This is a genomic window from Gardnerella sp. DNF00109 (assembly GCF_049262845.1).
Classification (GTDB): Bacteria; Actinomycetota; Actinomycetes; order Actinomycetales; family Bifidobacteriaceae; genus Bifidobacterium; species Bifidobacterium vaginale.
Map to the genome: position 1 here is coordinate 649499 of NZ_CP058406.1, position 16559 is coordinate 666057.

Sequence of the window (16559 nt, forward strand, 5' to 3'; positions counted from 1 at the left end):
TTTTTAGAGAAAGGATACGCAATGAAGCGCAGAATAGGTTGTTGGATTGCATTAGCTTTTGCATTAGCGTTAGCTATTTTTGCACGGTGTAACGATCAGTTTGGCTTTGGCACAGCGCTTATTATTTTAATTGTTTTGCCGATAATTTTGTTGCCGATAAATATCGTTGCGGCTTTCGATAAGAAACCTCTTATCGAAGTGCCGATAATATCTATTGCTATAACTATTGCTACAGAACTTGCCACTTTCCCAATAAGAGATTTAGGTTTACATGCTCTCTACGTTATCCCAACAGTTTTAGTTTCGGCAGTCGCATTTACTCTTACTAGATTCCTTAAAACTAAACTTGTTAAGCGCATAAATGGAGAAATAGTAAATAATAAAACAGATTGATTATCTAAATGATTATTTAATTGATTATTTATTTTGATTAGTCGTAGTTGTGTGCGAAAGTTGAAGCCGTGTTAAAAGATGCACAATCTATAACACGGCTTAAATATTTTTTACGGATATTTTGCAAAAAATTGCAAGGCAAGATGCAAAAAGCGTAAGACTTTGGCTAGAGCATGCAAATCGGGAGGCGTTCTTGAATAAGGAACCAAAGCTCTTAAAAGAGCCTAGAGAAGGAGTTCCAGAAGTCATTGATACGCTTGAAGCATATAAAGAATATTGTAATTTGTTAGCATCAGGGTCGGGGTCTTTGGCTGCAGACGCAGAGCGCGCATCTGGTTTTAGATATGGTCACGAAGATTGGCTGATTCAGTTCAAACGCAAAGGTGCAGGAATTGGATTGCTGGACCCAATAGCGTTAGGAAAACTTGGCGTTGATTGGCATGAATTTAACAAGGCAGTAGGAGACGCGCCTTGGATTATTCACGATTCTATGCAAGATTTGCCAGGATTTTTCGATATTGGTTTGCGCCCGCGCGCCTTATTTGATACCGAGATTGCAGCTAAATTGCTTGGTAGAAAGCGATTTGGATTAAGCTCTGTAACTGAATATTATTTGGGGCTTACTCTTGCAAAAGAACATTCTGCAGCGGATTGGTCATATAGACCTCTTCCTAGAGATTGGCGAAATTACGCGGCTTTAGACGTTGAATTGCTAATCGAATTAGAAGAAGTAATGAGTGGCGAGTTAAAAAAGCAAGGCAAGCTTTTATGGGCAAATCAAGAGTTTGCACACTTATTAAGTAAAGGTGCGCAAAAGAAGGCTCCTCACCCAAATCCTTGGCTTAGAATATCTCATATAAGCGTTCTTATGCACGATAAAATCGGCTTAATGATTGCAAAAGAGCTTTGGCAAAAGCGAGATGAGCTTGCTTGTCAATACGATATTGCGCCAACTCTATTGCTTTCGGATGCTGCGATTATTGAAGCAGGAAAGCGAAAACCAAGTAATTCTAGGGAGTTTCGCTCAATTCGCATTCTTAACGAACGCGTTAGGATTCACACGGGCAGCGAGCAAGACAAGATGTTTGAACGTTATGCTCCGATTCAGCGCAAAATCAAGCCAAATGTGTGGAAAGTTGTTATAGAAGACGCGATTAGTCGCGCTAAAAGTGGGGAAGTTGCTATTGTTTCTAAGCTTGATGATTCAAGTAGTAAATATGGCAATTACAACGATTCTGGCGATTCTGACAATTCTGCGGATGCTGGCGATTCTGCGGATTCTAGCGACGCACAAGAATCGCAAGCAGCTCCACGATCTATGAAGTATTGGCGTGATCATCATCCCAAAAGATATGAGCGCTTACAAAATGTAAAGCAGTCTTTAATCAAGATTGCAGAAGATACGCATACTCCTACAGAAATCATTATTAAACCGCAAATTATTCGCAATCTTTGTTGGCAAGATAATATTGAGCATATTAACGTTAAGGAGTTTCTTGTAGAGCAGGGCGCAAGAACGTGGCAAAGCGATTTAATTGCAGAGTCCGTAACTCGCGCTATTATGTAACGGTTGTGCCATATGGCAGAAGCTAGAAAACGTAATTTCAGGAGCATGAAGCGTGAAAATCAGCGTCAGGAATCTTGAGCCAACTAAGGTTAAGCTCACCATTACCGCAGATCTCGAAGATTTTGAGCCATTTATGGATAAGGCTCGTAAAGAGATCGCAAAGCAAATCAACGTGCCAGGTTTCCGTAAGGGACACGTACCAGGCAAGATTGTAGATCAGCGAGTTGGCTTCGGAGCTGTTGCCGGTGAAGCTGTAAATTCTGCTGTTCCAGAGCTTTATTCTAAGGCTTTGGAAGAAAAGAAGATTCGCCCAATGGATCAGCCAGAATTTGATGTTCAGGAAGTCCCAGAATCTGCTAAAGACGAACTTAAGCTTAAGTTTGTTGCAACTGTTGAGCGTCGTCCAGAGTTCAAGCTTAACAAGTTCAAGGGTGTAGAAATCGAAGTAGAAAAGCCAGAAGTTACAGACGAAGATGTTAATGCTCGTCTTGAGGCTTTGCGTCAGCGCTTCGGTACTCTTGTTGGTGTTGATCGCCCAGCTAAGAAGGGTGATTTTGCTAACATTGATTTGGAAGCTCGAATCGACGATGAGGTTGCTGATTCTCAGAATGGCGTGAGCTATGAGCTTGGTTCCAACACCATGCTTGATGGTTTGGATGAAGCTTTGGAAGGTCTTTCCGCTGGCGAAGAGACCACTTTTGAAGGCACTCTTGAGGCTGGAAAGAACCAGGGTAAAAAAGCTCAGGTTAAGGTGAAGGTTAACTCTGTTAAGACTCAGGAATTGCCAGAGCTTAATGATGACTTCGCTCAGGAAGCTTCTGAGTTTGATACTTTCGAAGAGCTTAAAGCTGATGTTCGTAAGTCTTGCGAGCAGGCAAATGAAGGCCGTCAGGCTACTATGGCTCGCGATGCCTTTATTGCTAAGATTCAGGAAGAGGTTGAGATTCCTGTACCAAAGGGTGTTAAAGAAAAGGCTGTTGCTGAACATCTTAAGGGTATGACTCCAGATCCTGAAAAGGCTACTAAAGAGCAGAAGGAAGAAGCTGAGAAGGCTGCAGAAAAGGAGCTTCGTGACCAAATGGTTCTCGACGCTTTGGCAGAAAGCCTCGATGTTTCTGTATCTCAGGCAGATGTCACTAACTTCTTGGTTTCTGTTGCTCAGCAGTATGGTATGGATCCAAGCCAGTTTATTAACGCTATTGTTCGTAATGGTCAGCTTGGTTCCGCTGTTCAGGAAGTTGCTCGTTCTAAGGGCTTGCTTGCTGGTATGCGTGCTGTGAAATTCGTTGCTGGTGGAGAGGCTATAGACTTGAGTGCTTTCTTAACGGAAGAAGAGGAGCCAGAAGACGAAAGCGTTAAAGCTGCTTCCGCTGCTGCTGCAGTAGCTGATGAGCTTACCTCTGAAAAGTAAGTTAGTATCTTCTATTAGATTTTAATCTAAGACCTAGTGGAGTTTAGCTCCGCTGGGTCTTACTTATATCTAATTAAATAATTACGATTATTATAGGAAAATCTTAAGAATTGCGAGACATTATGGATAATAGTGCTAAAACTAAGCATGAAGCTTGTTGCAGATTTGGCAGATTCGGTAAATCTTGCAAGTTATTTAGTTTTGCAATTCGTCTAGCGTGTTTTATTGAAGTCTCTGTTGCCCTTGGCGTTCTTATTGGCCTAGGAGCTACAGTTCTTACGCTTATTTTTTATGCTGTACAATACCTTGCTTTTGGCTCAATTGAATCTGCTAAAAACACTGTATTTTCAGCTCTTCCTTGGTATCGATACGTGCTACCTGGCACAATTGCTATGACTATTGCTGCACTGGCTTGGTATTTTTTGCGAAAAAGAGAAAATCCTCCTCGAATCGTTACTATTCCACAAGCCGTTAGTGGCAGTAGAATGCCAATTTTTTCTACTATTGCACATGTTTTATTGCAAATCGGCATTGTTGGCTCTGGAATTTCAATCGGAAGGGAAGTAGCTCCTAGAGAATTAGCTGCAATGATTGCTCAGCGTTGCAGCAGTATTTTTCATATGTCTGTTAAAACTCAGCGTATACTAGTTGCGTCTGCTGCAGGTGCTGGCTTGGCTGCAGTGTACCACGCGCCTTTAGCTGGCACCGTGCTTTCTTTAGGTTTGCTTAGTAAAACCCAAGGTTTTGGTTTTTATGCGTGGCTAAATCGCGAGAATGGCTCGCTAATAGATAATGCAGCTAAAAATATTGCGCGCTCGGAGCGTTTGCATTGCTTGCCTTTTGCTCTTGTTATGAATTATGTTGCTGCGTTTGTTGTTGAATTTTTATTGCATCATTCTAGATACTACAATATTTCGCAATTTTCTTGCGTGATTTCTTGGCAAATTTGCGTTTTAACTGTTGTTGTTGGTGCAGCGTGCGGCTTAGTTGGTTACGTTTTTCGCTTGGGTATTATTTGGTGTAGAACTCATGCTTTGCGTGGCATACAAATGCTGTGTTTTATGCCTGTAGCTGGCTTAGTTATTGGTGTTGCGGCTTGTTGGTTTCCGCATATTATGGGGAATGGTAGGTCGCTTTCTCAGCTTGCTTTTTCTGTAGCTAGTTTTCCGTATTTGGCAGAAAGTTCACATATTGTGACTATTTTATTGCTTCTTGCAATGATGAAAATGCTTGCGACTTTGTTGGTTTTGCGTTACGGTGCCTCTGGAGGCGTTTTGCAGCCGAGTATTTCGACTGGCGCTTGCTTTGGTGTGATTTTATACGCTATTTTTTCAACGTCTGCGCTTTCGCAAGTTTTTGACATTTCGCAAGTTTCTGCAATTTCTGTATCTATTATTGGCGCTGTTTCTTTACTTGCATCTTCCAGAAAAGCTCCAATTATGGCTTGGCTTTTAGTTGCTGAATTAGTAAATGCGCCGTTTGCATTACTTTTTCTTATGCTATTTGCTGCAATTGTGTCCAATTGCGTAGCTAATTGTGTTGAGCGATTTATTTCGCATTTTTTTGCGGTCACGCGCACACGATAGTCTAGATATATTCAAAATGTTTGTAAGGAGATAAGGTGACTGAGCTGTTTACGGCTTCTCCCATTATGCAAGAAGGGGAGCCACAAAATCCAATGGATTCGATTTTTAATCAACTTTTAAAGGATCGTATTATTTGGCTTGGTTCTGAAGTCAAGGATGAAAATGCTAATATCATCTGTGCACAGATGCTTATGCTAGCTGCGCAAGATCCTAAAAAAGATATTTGGCTTTATATAAATTCGCCTGGAGGGTCTATTACGGCAGGAATGGCGATTTATGATACTATGCAGCTTATTGAGCCAGATGTGGCTACTATTGCTGTGGGAATGGCTGCTTCTATGGGTCAGTTCTTACTGAGTTCTGGTACTCCTGGTAAGCGTTTTATTACATCTCATGCACGTGTTCTTATGCACCAGCCTTCTGGTGGCGTTGGCGGTACTGCAACTGATGTGCGTATTAATGCTGAGTTAATTATGGATATGAAGAAGACTCTTTCTGAGCTTACTGCGCAGCAGACTGGTCATACAGTTGAAGAAATTTACCGTGACAATGAGTATGATCATTGGTTTACTGCGCAGCAGGCTTTGGAGTATGGTTTTGTGGATAAGATTGTCACCACTCCAGCTTCTATGCGTGGGGAGGAGTGATTTTATATGGCAAGTGAAGAAGCAAAGTTTGTTGCACGCGCCCAGCGCTTGGGTGGATTTGGTCAAACCAGTGGTGTGTTTACGAATCGTTATGTTTTGCCTCAATTTGGCGAGCAGACTCCTTATGGTATGAAAACTCAAGATCCGTACACTAAGCTTTTTGAAGATCGTATTATTTTCATGGGTGTACAAGTTGATGACACTTCTGCTGATGACATTATGGCTCAGCTCTTGGTTCTAGAAAGCATGGATCCAAATAGGGATGTAATGATGTACATTAACTCTCCAGGCGGTTCTATGACAGCTATGACGGCAATTTACGACACTATGCAGTATATTAAGCCAGATGTTCAAACGGTGTGTTTAGGGCAAGCTGCTTCGGCTGCTGCGATTTTGCTTGCAGCTGGTTCTGCTGGTAAGCGTATGATTCTGCCAAATGCTCGTGTTCTTATTCATCAGCCTGCTATGGGTCAGGATTTTGGTAAGGCTACTGAGATAGAGCTTCAGGCTAAGGAAATGTTGCGTTTGCGCGAATGGTTGGAATCCACTCTTGCAAAGCATACTGGTCAGGATATTGAGCGTATTCGTAAAGATATTGAGGTGGATACGATTCTTACAGCTCCTCAGGCTAAAGAATACGGTATGGTAGATGAAGTTCTTGAACATAGGTCTTAAGTAGTTTTTACTTTTTAGATTTTTATGTTTTAGCTGCAACCCTTGGCGACACGCCAAGGGTTGTGTTTTTGTGAATATGGTTGTATATTAGTCAAGTTGCCGAAAACAAGGGAACGATTTCCTAAGGCTTCGGAAACATGCGCCAGTAGCCCAACGGATTAGAGCATCTGACTACGGATCAGAAGGTTGCAGGTTCGAATCCTGTCTGGCGCACAGGTGGCGCGGTGATTTTCACCGCGTTTTTTTTTTATTCTGTTTTCCGCTTAACGCATACAAAATCATATTAGGTATAAAAAAACGAGGAACAAATCCAAAATTGGGAGCGTTCCTCGTTTGCTTGTAAGTCTTACGCTTATCGTTTAAACCTACTCAGTAACTGCCTTCTTGAGCAAAGAACCAGCGGAGATTCTAACACCGTAAGATGCAGGAATCTTAATGGTTTCGCCAGTGCGTGGGTTGCGGCCAGTGCGCTCAGCGCGCTTTACACGCTCAGCGGAGAACAGGCCAGTGAGCTTCAATCCTTCACCAGACTGCAAAGCCTCAACGAACACATCCTGGAATGCGTTGACAGCGGCCTCGGCCTGTGCCTTGGTAAGGTTGGACTTCTGAGCGATCTTCGAAACGAGATCAGACTTGTTGTATGCCATACAAGCATCCTTTGTGTTAGGGGCCTTCTCTTCCAAAGACCACTTTCACTCATAGATATTAATACATTTTCCCTACAAATGCGCGGTTTTTCGCCGTTTTTCCGAGATTTTTTTACGATTTTTTAGATTTTTTGCTTGATAAAATACTTTAAAATCGTAGAAATGCCTTATATAGGTTTATTTATACTATTATCAACTAAATAATCTTATATAATAAGAAAGTTGGTTTTTCAAGATTTTAAGCAGACCATACTAAGCTGTCTAGCTTTTTAAGCATATGTTACATGGTCTAAACTAATCCGCGGTTACTAAGACTTTTCATAGCAAAAGCGCCTATTGGTATTCTTAGCCAGTAGAACATGAGTCTGTAAAGTAGGGTAGCAGATAATGCGATAGTTGGATGAATTCCAACTGAGGTAAAAGCAAAAGTAAGTGAAGCTTCAACAGCTCCCAATCCACCTGGTGTAGGAACAGCGGAACCAGCAGTATTGGCAACTAGGAACAGTAGCACTGTTTCCCAAGGGTTTGCATAGTAGCCGAAAGCAAGAAGAGCTACCCAATATCCCAGTCCTGTTGCAAAAACAAGAATAAGACCGCCTACAGTGCCTTTAATGAGCTGTTTAGGGCTACTTATTAGCTCTTTAATCTGTTTACCATAATCTGAAAGAATAGGAAGATATCTTTTACGTATAAATTTTCGAATAGGTGTAATAATCATAAAAGTGCATATGATTAGCGTTACTATTCCTATTACTGTTATGAGCATGTGTGTAGGAATCATTCCAGAAAGCACATTTTTACCAGTAAAAATGCCTACGCAGAACATAACTAAAGCTGTAACAAGTGCTTGTAAAAGCCAAACTGCACTTGTAATGGCTGTGGCTTGAGCAGCCGAATACCCATTCTTTTTTATAATTTGCATGTTCACAAAGGCTGGTCCTACGCCAGCTGGCATGGAAACAGCTGTAAACCCAGAAGCAGCTTGTGATGTAAACAGAACGCCAGCAGAAGGGCGTGAATCGTCCATAAAAGATCCAACTGTAATCGCAGAACCTACCCAAGCTAGCAAGCTGAACGCAAAGCATAATAGAACCATTAATGTATCCGCGCGTTTAAGAGCAGATACAATTTCTTGAGGATGCCATTGTGTTGCAATAGCAGCCAGAGCTGCAACAATAAGAATCAGCGTAACGAAGAATCTAATATTAAAACGGGCTAATCGCACTGTATCATAATCTTCGTCATCTGTGTGCTCGCATACCTTTTCACCCAGCTTAGTTTTAAGTTCTTCAAACAATTTCTTATTCCAAGACGTTAATGCTCTAGTTGATGAAGGAATAGCAGCTTTTTGCATAAAAGGCATTATTTGAGCTAGCTTATCTGCGCCCCAAGTATTCATAGCAGCTTCTATAGCGCTACTTGTATCAATGCATGTTGCGATTATTGATAAAAGTTGTACTTTGTCTAAAGCAATATTGATGTCGTCGCTAGCCACATCGCCATTTTGCCATCCTGCAATAACCGGAGTTCCATCTTCTAGCCTTGCAAGTGTTTCTGGGCTTATTCTTCTATGTGTTATTCCTCGATTGTTTGCAATATCGAGGTAGCGCATAAGTCTTTCCGCATCTTTAATTGTAAGCGTGTTTAAATTGCATGGCACAAGTACATTATCGGTGTGGAATACCATTATTGAAGATTTTCCACAATCTGTTACTCCATAAACGTTTGCTGTAGCTAAGTGCAAGCTCCTAAGAACAAGAAGCATTGAAAGATGATGATGTATGGAGTGTCTTGCAGAACGATCTCGTCTAACTGGTATATCTATTAGCTTAATCCATTGCCATAGCTGATTTAGATATCCTGGCAAGTGAACCTGATTATCTAGAACCGAAATCACGTATCTTGTTCCATGAATATCAATCGCATCGTATAGCCTTGAATTTTCAATCAGATCGTCATCAAGGCTAGATTTCAGAACACCATTATGGTCTGTAGTTAGTGTACGTCTGTTTAATTGAACAAGATGAGTAATTCCAATATTTTCTAATGCGTCAACTATATCTTTTCCCCAAGCACCTTTGCTGCGAGTGCCTTTAATAAATCTGATTATTGTACCTATAGCGCGACCAATACACCAAGATGTTAAAACACCTGTTAGTGAATGCCATGATGTGACTATTAGTATAGGTGAAGCAATTATTAATGCTTGCCAAGATATTCTTACGACTTTACTATCTCGTCTAGGTCCACTAACGGTTAAAAAAGCAACTATTACCGCGTATATGTCTGGCAATAATTCAGTACCGTGACTGCTGGAAATCGAATTGAATGATGTAAATAGTGGAGCATTATTTAAAGCAGTGAGAAGATAAGAAATATACCATACGAGAGGATATGTTAATAGCAAGGTTAGTGTAGATATCGTTGTATCAATCCAACGTCTTGCGTTAATCATAGAAATTACTACGCTAGCTACTATGGCGATTGTAATTGCTTGCTGGAAAAGAGAAGATGGTAATCCAGTTACAATCCACACAATAATTTTTCCAGCATTTTTTGCATCGTGCTCTACGCCTGCGGTTGTGCCAGAAAAACACATTGTAAACAGCACAACCGCAGTTCCTAGTGCAATAGATATAATCGCGTAAATCAAGTCAGCCCAATTACGAACTAATTTAGGCCTCGTGTCATTAATAACCAAATTTTCTTCTACTTGCGATTGCATAAACACACCGTTTATTTATTAAATAAAATTATCGAATAAAATCAACCAGCCTAGATGCAATACCAGTATAAGATTCTGGTGTAAGAGCTTTCAACCTATTTGCTGTTTCTCTATCAAAGTTTCTAGAAGATATAAACTTTTCAACATCTTGCCTAGAAATACTATGACCGCGCATTAATTCTTTAACCTGCTCATATGGGCGTTCCATTCCTTCTACGCCAGCAATTTCTTGAGCTCTCATAGCAGTTTGGATTGGTTCTCCAAGAACTTCCCAATTGCTGTTAAGCTCTTCGCTCATCATTTGCGTGTTTGGATGAATCGACTTTAAGCCGCCAAGAAGATTGTTCAAAGCAAGAAGAGCATAACCGAATGCGGAACCAACGTTTCTTTGAGTAGTTGAATCTGTTAAGTCTCGCTGCCAACGGCTCTCGGTAAGAGTTGCGCAAAGAGTGTCGAAAAGTGCGCAAGAAATCTCAAGATTTGCTTCCGCGTTTTCAAATCGAATAGGATTCACTTTGTGAGGCATTGTGGAAGATCCTGTAGCTCCTTTAACTGGAACTTGTACAAAAACTCCGCGAGAAATGTACATCCACACGTCTACAGCAAGATTGTGAAGAATATGATTAATGTGACTTACAGTGCTATAAAGCTCTGCTTGCCAATCGTGACTTTCGATTTGCGTTGTAAGAGGATTGAAACAAAGACCCATTCTATTTTCTACAAATTCTTTAGAAACACTAAGCCAATCAACATTAGGGAAAGCAGCAAGATGAGCGCCAAAAGTTCCAGTAGCACCGTTTATTTTTCCAAGATATTCTTGGCAGCTAAGGTGTTTTAGCTGGCGATTTAGCCTGTAAACAAACACTGCAAGCTCTTTACCTAAAGTTGTAGGAGTGGCAGGCTGACCATGAGTGAGAGATAGCATTGGCATATCTCTATACTCTTGTGCTTTTTGAGTTAAGTAATCAACAATAGCTTTCAAATTTGGCGTGTATACATTTTCAACCGCGTTTTTTACACACCTCGCTATAGAAAGATTATTTATATCTTCACTCGTGCATGCAAAATGAACTAATGTTTTAAGATTGCTAAGCTGGGTTTTATGCCCTAATACTTGCTCTGCTTTGTCTAACTCGTCGTCAATGTAGTATTCAACAGCTTTAACGTCGTGATGTGTTATAGCTTCGTGAGCTGCATGGCGTTTTATTCCTTCTGCTCCAAAATTTTCTGGAATTGCACGCAAATAATCGCATTCTTCATCTATTAAAGGATTTACGCCGTCTACAATGGTTTTGAATCCGTTTCCCTTGTATCCGTTTGCTAAAAGGATCATCCATTCAACCTCTACGCGCATGCGCTCGCGGTTTAAGGCTGGTTCGCTTAGAAATTCTACAAGATCAACAGTTTGATTGTGGTATCTTCCGTCTAGCGGAGTCAAAGCAATAGCAGGGCAAATATCAGTAAGCTTCATACTTTAAAGGTTACAGCATGGCATGAAACTACTAGGTGTTTTGAGCGGTTATTAGTTAATGGCGCATAGTTAATGGCTCATAATTCCTTGCCATAGTGTTGTTTCTTCTAATTCGTCACCTAGTGTTTTTCTAAAATGCTCTTCTTGCATTCGTATCTCTTTAGATCCAAGTTGATGAGCGTCTTCATAAGCTGCTTTATGATAATTCAAATCATGTGTGAGCGTTCCTTCTTCTGGTACATTTTTTACTAAGATTCCATCTTTTTCAAAAAGTTTTTCATTTTTATAACTTTTAGTTCTGTATTGTTTATTGTTTTTCTTATTATTTTCTTTATTTTTGTTTTGCGATTTTATTACATTTACAACAAGTGAATTGTATATTGCATTATGAGCTGTTTTAGGGGCGATTGTGCCATTGTGAGCAATAGCGCTTTTCTTGGCAGTTCCATGTATTGTAACCCAATTATTTCTATTTGGATTAGATGCGCCATCTAAGGTAGGAACTAGTTCGTCTTCCATTTCTATGCTTGTGACCCAAGTTTTATTTGGTATTGGATGGTTTGCTATTGGAGATCCAGCAGTTACTATGTGTCTTATGTTGTATTGTTTTGAGTAATCGCTAGCTATGCTTGCAGATACAATTCCTCCTTGTGAATGTCCAACAAGAATAACTGAGTCTTTTGCTTTAATTCCGCTTTTTCTCATGGCTTCTATAACCATTCTTATGCTGTCTGCATTTTGTCTTACGTTTTTAGAACTACTCATAACTTCTGCGTTTTGTGGCCATCCAAAAGGAGATTTTGGTTTGCCATCTGTTCCAGGTATTGTAACAAGCCAAGATATGCTACCGTCTTTTTTCTTAAAGCGTTGTATTGCTATTGTTGCTGCATCTGCGTTTATTTTAGGCGGTTTTACGCCAAGGTTTCCATTTGAAAGATCTGTTAGATTTCCAAGAGCTTGACTAATATTACTTCCTCTGTAATGAAATATTTTTGAATATTCTCTGTGAGGTAATCTAATTTTTATTACTTTAAGATTATTCCCTTGTTTTGCATCGTTGATTTTTGCGCTAAACAAGCTTAATGCACTTGCAAGCTTAGAAACTGGATCGTTTGAATGCTTATTTGAATTTCTTTCTTGAATACTAGAAATAAAATGCACAGGAATTCCCGTTACGGGGTTTATTAGAAAATGCTTAGAAAAGCCTCTAATAAAGCCTTGTTGAATTGGTGCAGTTTCATGACTCCATTTAGAAAAGTTTTTCATACCGCTTTTTTGAGTCATATCTAAAAGTATGCTAAATCCTACGCTTGCAAAGAATGGTACTGCTGTAATAGGAAAGATACTTGTACCAATCGATACAAGATTATCTAAGTTTTCTCTATTTTTGTATTCTGCGTTAGCATATAGATTATTTGCTCTGATTATTAGAGAAGATAATTCATCAAGTTTATTTGATAACGATTCGCATTGGCTTGATTTTATTCTGCATTCTGCAGGATCCAATAGCGGTTGTAAAGAATCGTCGTTAAAATAACCATTAAAATTTTTGTTATTTTCAGAGAAAACAGATGATTTTTGGCTTTCAATCTGCATCGCAGCTTGCATCCAGCTTGTGCTTAACGAGTGGAAATCGTTGGATAGTTCTTGTAATTTTGCGGATTTTGTTTTGTATTCGCTAGCATCAGCTACGCTAATGGTTTTCCCACCTGTTATTGTTGATTTAACTCTCCAAGGCATTAAATTCACCTCCATAAGTTGATTTTTGAGTTAATAGAGCCAATTTCGCATGCTTTTTTGGCAGCATTAAACATTTCTTCATTGAACGCGTTTGCGGCTTTTCCATGCCAATCTTTAAGAGTATTTGAATGTGCTTCGCCAAGCACGCTGTTAGAACATTGTTCTGTTCTTGCTATCAGCCAGTAATAATTATTAAATGTATGCATACAAAGTATTACACACAATGTTTTTTAAATAGTCACGAAAAATCTTTTAATGTGGTTAAAGGTTCCAAAATATTGAAATATAAGGGTTTATATTCTATTAGATATTTTTTTTTATTACCTTTACCACGGCTTGTTACTTGAATCTTCTTGTTTAGAAGACTTTATTTTTCCGGACTTACTATTTGAATCATTATTGCTGTAATCTTTTTCGGATTGGTTTATTTGATTCTGGTCTTGATCTTTTTGATTGTTTTGTTTTAATAAGTCTTCGACCTTCTTTTTTTGAGAATCGCTTAAACTAGAATTCCCAGATTTGTCCTGCAAATTATTTTTTTGGTTTCGGTCATTATAGTTGGATTGTGTACTAGAATCAGTATTCTTTTTATCTTCATCAATTTGTTTTTGTAAGAATCTAGTAAGTCTTTTAGATATTAGTGCGTTGTGCTCAATACTATTTTTTATATGAGGTAAAAGAATAGTGTATGGCGATTTTGCTTCGCTAAATTGATCATCAACCTGTTTTTGAGATACGAGCAATATTTCTATATCTGCATCAACTTTTTTTGACGCTTTTATGTTATTTATTAGTGATTTTGTGGCAGAATTATACGTTGATTCTGCTTTAAGATTAGTAATAGACAAATAAGCTGATATAGCGCATAAGGCTATAACAATAGAAGATAAAGTAACAAGAGAAAATCTTAGGAGTGACTTAGGTGTGATTCTGCTAATCATATAAGCTTCCTTGATTTTGTAATCCAGCATGATAATTCCCAAAGAATCAATATGCTTGCAAGAATAGCAAAAGGCCAAACGATTGGCTCAGGTCTAAGTCTCGGCTTAACAGTATTGTTCTGTCTCCATTGTTTAGAAAGAATATTTTTTGCTTCTAATCCAATAGAGTGATTTTTGCTAGAGTCAACATATTTTCCACTAACCTCATCAGCTATATTCTTAAGATTCTGCGGATCCATCTTAGATATTCCAGGTTTTCCAGTAGATGGGTCAATAATCCATTTACCAGATTGTTTTGTAGAAGAATCTGTAGAATTTATATCATCTAAATCATTTAGCTTAGTGGTGGTATTTGGGATTTTCCCGCCATTTTTAGAACCTACGCCAATAACATAAGCATGATTCACGTATCCGCGTAGAGATGAGAATGTTCTACGCTTTCTAGAAGTTGTTTCTTCTCCATCGCTTATTAAATATAAAACTGTAACGTCTTGCGGATGAGCGTCATGAATTGCCTTAGCTTCAAGAAGAGTTTTATCTAGGGGAGCATCCAAACTAGTTCCATTTGAAACTCCAACAGGTTCAGTGTTGATAGTATCAACCCAATTTTCAATTGCATTAGAATCTGGCGTAAGTGGAACATCAACACTAGAAGACGCTCCAAACCTAATAGCAGTAAAACTTGCGTTTATGTAATTATTTGTAATTTGTTTTATTATTTGTTTTGCAGAATTAAACCTAGTGGTTGTGTTGTTGTTTAAATCCTTAGAATCATTAACATTCATAGAGCCAGTAACATCTAAAACAAATATAACATTTGTAGCATTAAGAGAGCGTTGCAAGGTGCTTTTCATAACACAAGGGCATAATGCGCAAATAGCTAGAAGAACGCATATCAACACTCTTCGAACCCTCATATAAATTGTTTCGTCCGAACTAAGGTTTTTGCGATTAATTGGGAAAATTTCATATAATGCCAAAATGCCAAGAATTGCAATAGCAACTAGCGAAATCCAACTAAAAGATATTTTCATCGTTTTATCCTTCTCGCTGAAATAAGCCAGAGAGTTACAAAAATAACCGCAAATATTGTTGCAATACTAGGATCGTCGCTTAAAGCAGATTGTGTAGAGTCCTTTTGCATAATTGTGTGCTGCTGTTCAATTTTACGTACCAAAGCTAAAACAGAATCAGAATTATGCTGAGTTAAGAAAATGCCACCATTTTTTTCAATAAGTTCACGCATCTGATTAGTAGTGTTCTCATTTTCGCTTTGAGTAGATCCAGAATACAATCCATCGACTTGAATATTAGCTCGTTTTGTTAGATCTAAAGCTTGCTTAAGAGAGTAAACTGGTTTCCCAGAAACAACATTATCTGTAGCTAAAACAATAGATGCACTACGATTAAGACGATTATGAGGTTTTTGGGAGTTGCTAGAAGAACCATATACAACTCCAGGAATCATTGCAGCGCAACTAACAAGACCATCGCCAATTAACGATGTTGCTTCTTTTCGGTTTTGCGTACCATCAAGCCACGTGGAAATTTGCTGATACTGCTTTTGTTGCATATTGTCGATTTTGTCTTGTGTTTGAACTCCATCCAACAGCTTAGAGGCGTATTGCAACTGTTTTTTAACAAGTGAATAATCGTCTGTAAGAGGAAAAACAGTCCTAGAAGTTGAATTAAAAATACTCAAACCAATGCGCTCGCCTTGAAAATGCTCAACAAATTTCAAATAAGCGTTAATAACTTCCAAATCATACGGCAGAGTAGATCCAGAAACATCTAAGCATAAAACAATATCTCTAGAGCTTGATTGTTCGTTTGCGTTTAAAACTCTTGAAGGTCTAGAGCTGAGAATTGTAGTGCATATAAGAGCTAGGATAAGCATTATAAAAGAGAATTTGCGAAGAATATTCCATAGTCTCCATTTTCTAGCACATAAACTTCCTTGCAAATCCTCGTCTAAAGTAAATGTTCTCAAAAAGCTTGATTCTAAAATGTTTCTTGAATTGTACGAATGATTCTTTAAGTTGTGTCGTTTAACCTCGCTAATCACTAATACAGTTATAAGAATTATTACGCTTGCTAAAACACCAAAAAACAGGACTATTGGCCATTTAAGTCGCATAGAGAAAATGGATGAAACTAGTGTTGAATAATTATATATTTGGCAGTTACATAATGTTGAGAATGATAATGTGGAGAATGTCATCTTTTATTCTCCTTTGTTTTCCAACTTTCTAGCAGAATAAGAACCCATCTTGCACCCTGATCCACATCTGTATTTTTAGCTTGATTATTATATGTGCTATCTGCAAATTCAGGAGGATATAATGCTGCGATTGTTTGTCTTAAAAGATCTGCTCCATGAGTGTTTTTCCAAGATTTTCTAAGTGAACTAATCTCTCCAAGTGTATGCGATTTAATGTTTTCGCCACTCATTATGGAAACATATTGTCTAGCTATTTGCGCTAATTTTGCAAAAGCCTGATCTTTCTCAATTTTATTTTCATGATATTGGCTTACCACTAAATCAATCTTTTTACGCCATTCTTGCTTATTGGCATTCAATGTATGAGCAGCATTTTTAACTTTTTGCTTAGAATCCACTTTAGTGTTCATTTTATAAATTGCAGCATATAGAACTATGAAAGCAGCGCATGCGATTATTAGACTTAAGCCAATAAATGCGAATAGCATTGAATCATCGTTTAGAATTTTATTAACATCAAGAATACTCATCGACT

Annotated in this window: 15 protein-coding genes and 1 tRNA gene; 7 read left to right on the plus strand and 9 right to left on the minus strand. The window is 38.7% G+C overall.

Annotated elements, in window-relative coordinates:
- Nucleotides 1–21: 21 nt before the first annotated feature.
- From HXT20_RS02420 to HXT20_RS02450, 7 genes are all read left to right on the plus strand, one after another.
- Nucleotides 22–393 carry a hypothetical protein gene (locus HXT20_RS02420; RefSeq protein WP_004115434.1) on the plus strand — a complete coding sequence of 124 codons (372 nt, stop codon included), beginning with the start codon at nt 22–24 and terminating at the stop codon, nt 391–393.
- A 193-nt stretch (nt 394–586) separates the two neighbouring features.
- Nucleotides 587–1960: an HRDC domain-containing protein gene (locus HXT20_RS02425; protein WP_032836416.1), complete on the plus strand. Its 1374-nt coding sequence runs from the start codon at nt 587–589 to the stop codon at nt 1958–1960.
- Nucleotides 1961–2012: 52 nt separating this feature from the next.
- Nucleotides 2013–3371: a trigger factor gene (gene tig / locus HXT20_RS02430; protein ID WP_422114437.1), complete on the plus strand. Its 1359-nt coding sequence runs from the start codon at nt 2013–2015 to the stop codon at nt 3369–3371.
- 122 nt (nt 3372–3493) lie between these two features.
- Nucleotides 3494–4957, plus strand: coding sequence for a chloride channel protein (locus tag HXT20_RS02435; RefSeq protein WP_422114438.1), 1464 nt, complete (start codon nt 3494–3496; stop codon nt 4955–4957).
- Between the two features lie 35 nt (nt 4958–4992).
- Entirely contained in the window at nt 4993–5604 is a 612-nt protein-coding gene (locus tag HXT20_RS02440) for an ATP-dependent Clp protease proteolytic subunit (RefSeq protein WP_004112615.1), read from the plus strand.
- 6 nt (nt 5605–5610) lie between these two features.
- On the plus strand, nt 5611–6279 hold the full coding sequence (locus tag HXT20_RS02445; RefSeq protein WP_004112616.1) for an ATP-dependent Clp protease proteolytic subunit: 669 nt from the start codon (nt 5611–5613) through the stop codon (nt 6277–6279).
- A 139-nt stretch (nt 6280–6418) separates the two neighbouring features.
- Nucleotides 6419–6492 (plus strand) — tRNA-Arg (locus tag HXT20_RS02450).
- A gap of 152 nt (nt 6493–6644) precedes the next feature.
- Here the strand turns inward: HXT20_RS02450 and HXT20_RS02455 are convergent.
- The 9 genes from HXT20_RS02455 to HXT20_RS02495 all read right to left on the minus strand — a co-directional run bounded on the left by HXT20_RS02455 (nt 6645) and on the right by HXT20_RS02495 (nt 16554).
- Entirely contained in the window at nt 6645–6926 is a 282-nt protein-coding gene (locus HXT20_RS02455; protein ID WP_004112617.1) for an HU family DNA-binding protein, read from the minus strand.
- Nucleotides 6927–7215: 289 nt separating this feature from the next.
- Nucleotides 7216–9651 (minus strand): lysylphosphatidylglycerol synthase transmembrane domain-containing protein, encoded by a 2436-nt coding sequence (locus HXT20_RS02460; RefSeq protein ID WP_014554652.1) that lies wholly within the window; start codon nt 9649–9651, stop codon nt 7216–7218.
- A 28-nt stretch (nt 9652–9679) separates the two neighbouring features.
- Nucleotides 9680–11122, minus strand: a complete 1443-nt coding sequence (purB, locus tag HXT20_RS02465) for an adenylosuccinate lyase (RefSeq protein WP_004138519.1) — start codon at nt 11120–11122, stop codon at nt 9680–9682.
- Between the two features lie 69 nt (nt 11123–11191).
- Nucleotides 11192–12862 (minus strand): lipase family alpha/beta hydrolase, encoded by a 1671-nt coding sequence (locus tag HXT20_RS02470; protein ID WP_004138481.1) that lies wholly within the window; start codon nt 12860–12862, stop codon nt 11192–11194.
- 5 nt (nt 12863–12867) lie between these two features.
- The gene (locus HXT20_RS02475) at nt 12868–13068 is read right to left on the minus strand and encodes a hypothetical protein (RefSeq protein WP_009994208.1); all 201 of its coding nucleotides are present in this window, start codon (nt 13066–13068) and stop codon (nt 12868–12870) included.
- Between the two features lie 120 nt (nt 13069–13188).
- Complete coding sequence (locus HXT20_RS02480; protein WP_032841029.1) at nt 13189–13803, minus strand: DUF6466 family protein; 615 nt, start codon at nt 13801–13803, stop codon at nt 13189–13191.
- Complete coding sequence (locus HXT20_RS02485) at nt 13800–14837, minus strand: vWA domain-containing protein (protein WP_004118050.1); 1038 nt, start codon at nt 14835–14837, stop codon at nt 13800–13802. Before HXT20_RS02485 ends, HXT20_RS02480 begins: the two co-directional genes overlap by 4 nt.
- On the minus strand, nt 14834–16024 hold the full coding sequence (locus tag HXT20_RS02490; RefSeq protein ID WP_048730308.1) for a vWA domain-containing protein: 1191 nt from the start codon (nt 16022–16024) through the stop codon (nt 14834–14836). The genes HXT20_RS02485 and HXT20_RS02490 overlap by 4 nt, the downstream gene beginning before the upstream one ends.
- Nucleotides 16021–16554 carry a hypothetical protein gene (locus tag HXT20_RS02495; protein WP_004138491.1) on the minus strand — a complete coding sequence of 178 codons (534 nt, stop codon included), beginning with the start codon at nt 16552–16554 and terminating at the stop codon, nt 16021–16023. Before HXT20_RS02495 ends, HXT20_RS02490 begins: the two co-directional genes overlap by 4 nt.
- Nucleotides 16555–16559: the final 5 nt, after the last annotated feature.

Excerpts from the sequence above, each read along its gene's own strand:
- HXT20_RS02420 (WP_004115434.1), top strand. The coding sequence starts at position 22 with ATGAAGCGCAGAATAGGTTGTTGGATTGCATTAGCTTTTGCATTAGCG.
- HXT20_RS02435 (WP_422114438.1), top strand. The coding sequence starts at position 3,494 with ATGGATAATAGTGCTAAAACTAAGCATGAAGCTTGTTGCAGATTTGGC.
- HXT20_RS02445 (WP_004112616.1), top strand. The coding sequence starts at position 5,611 with ATGGCAAGTGAAGAAGCAAAGTTTGTTGCACGCGCCCAGCGCTTGGGT.
- HXT20_RS02455 (WP_004112617.1), bottom strand. The coding sequence starts at position 6,926 with ATGGCATACAACAAGTCTGATCTCGTTTCGAAGATCGCTCAGAAGTCC.
- HXT20_RS02460 (WP_014554652.1), bottom strand. The coding sequence starts at position 9,651 with ATGCAATCGCAAGTAGAAGAAAATTTGGTTATTAATGACACGAGGCCT.
- purB (WP_004138519.1), bottom strand. The coding sequence starts at position 11,122 with ATGAAGCTTACTGATATTTGCCCTGCTATTGCTTTGACTCCGCTAGAC.
- HXT20_RS02470 (WP_004138481.1), bottom strand. The coding sequence starts at position 12,862 with ATGCCTTGGAGAGTTAAATCAACAATAACAGGTGGGAAAACCATTAGC.
- HXT20_RS02475 (WP_009994208.1), bottom strand. The coding sequence starts at position 13,068 with ATGCATACATTTAATAATTATTACTGGCTGATAGCAAGAACAGAACAA.
- HXT20_RS02480 (WP_032841029.1), bottom strand. The coding sequence starts at position 13,803 with ATGATTAGCAGAATCACACCTAAGTCACTCCTAAGATTTTCTCTTGTT.
- HXT20_RS02485 (WP_004118050.1), bottom strand. The coding sequence starts at position 14,837 with ATGAAAATATCTTTTAGTTGGATTTCGCTAGTTGCTATTGCAATTCTT.
- HXT20_RS02490 (WP_048730308.1), bottom strand. The coding sequence starts at position 16,024 with ATGACATTCTCCACATTATCATTCTCAACATTATGTAACTGCCAAATA.
- HXT20_RS02495 (WP_004138491.1), bottom strand. The coding sequence starts at position 16,554 with ATGAGTATTCTTGATGTTAATAAAATTCTAAACGATGATTCAATGCTA.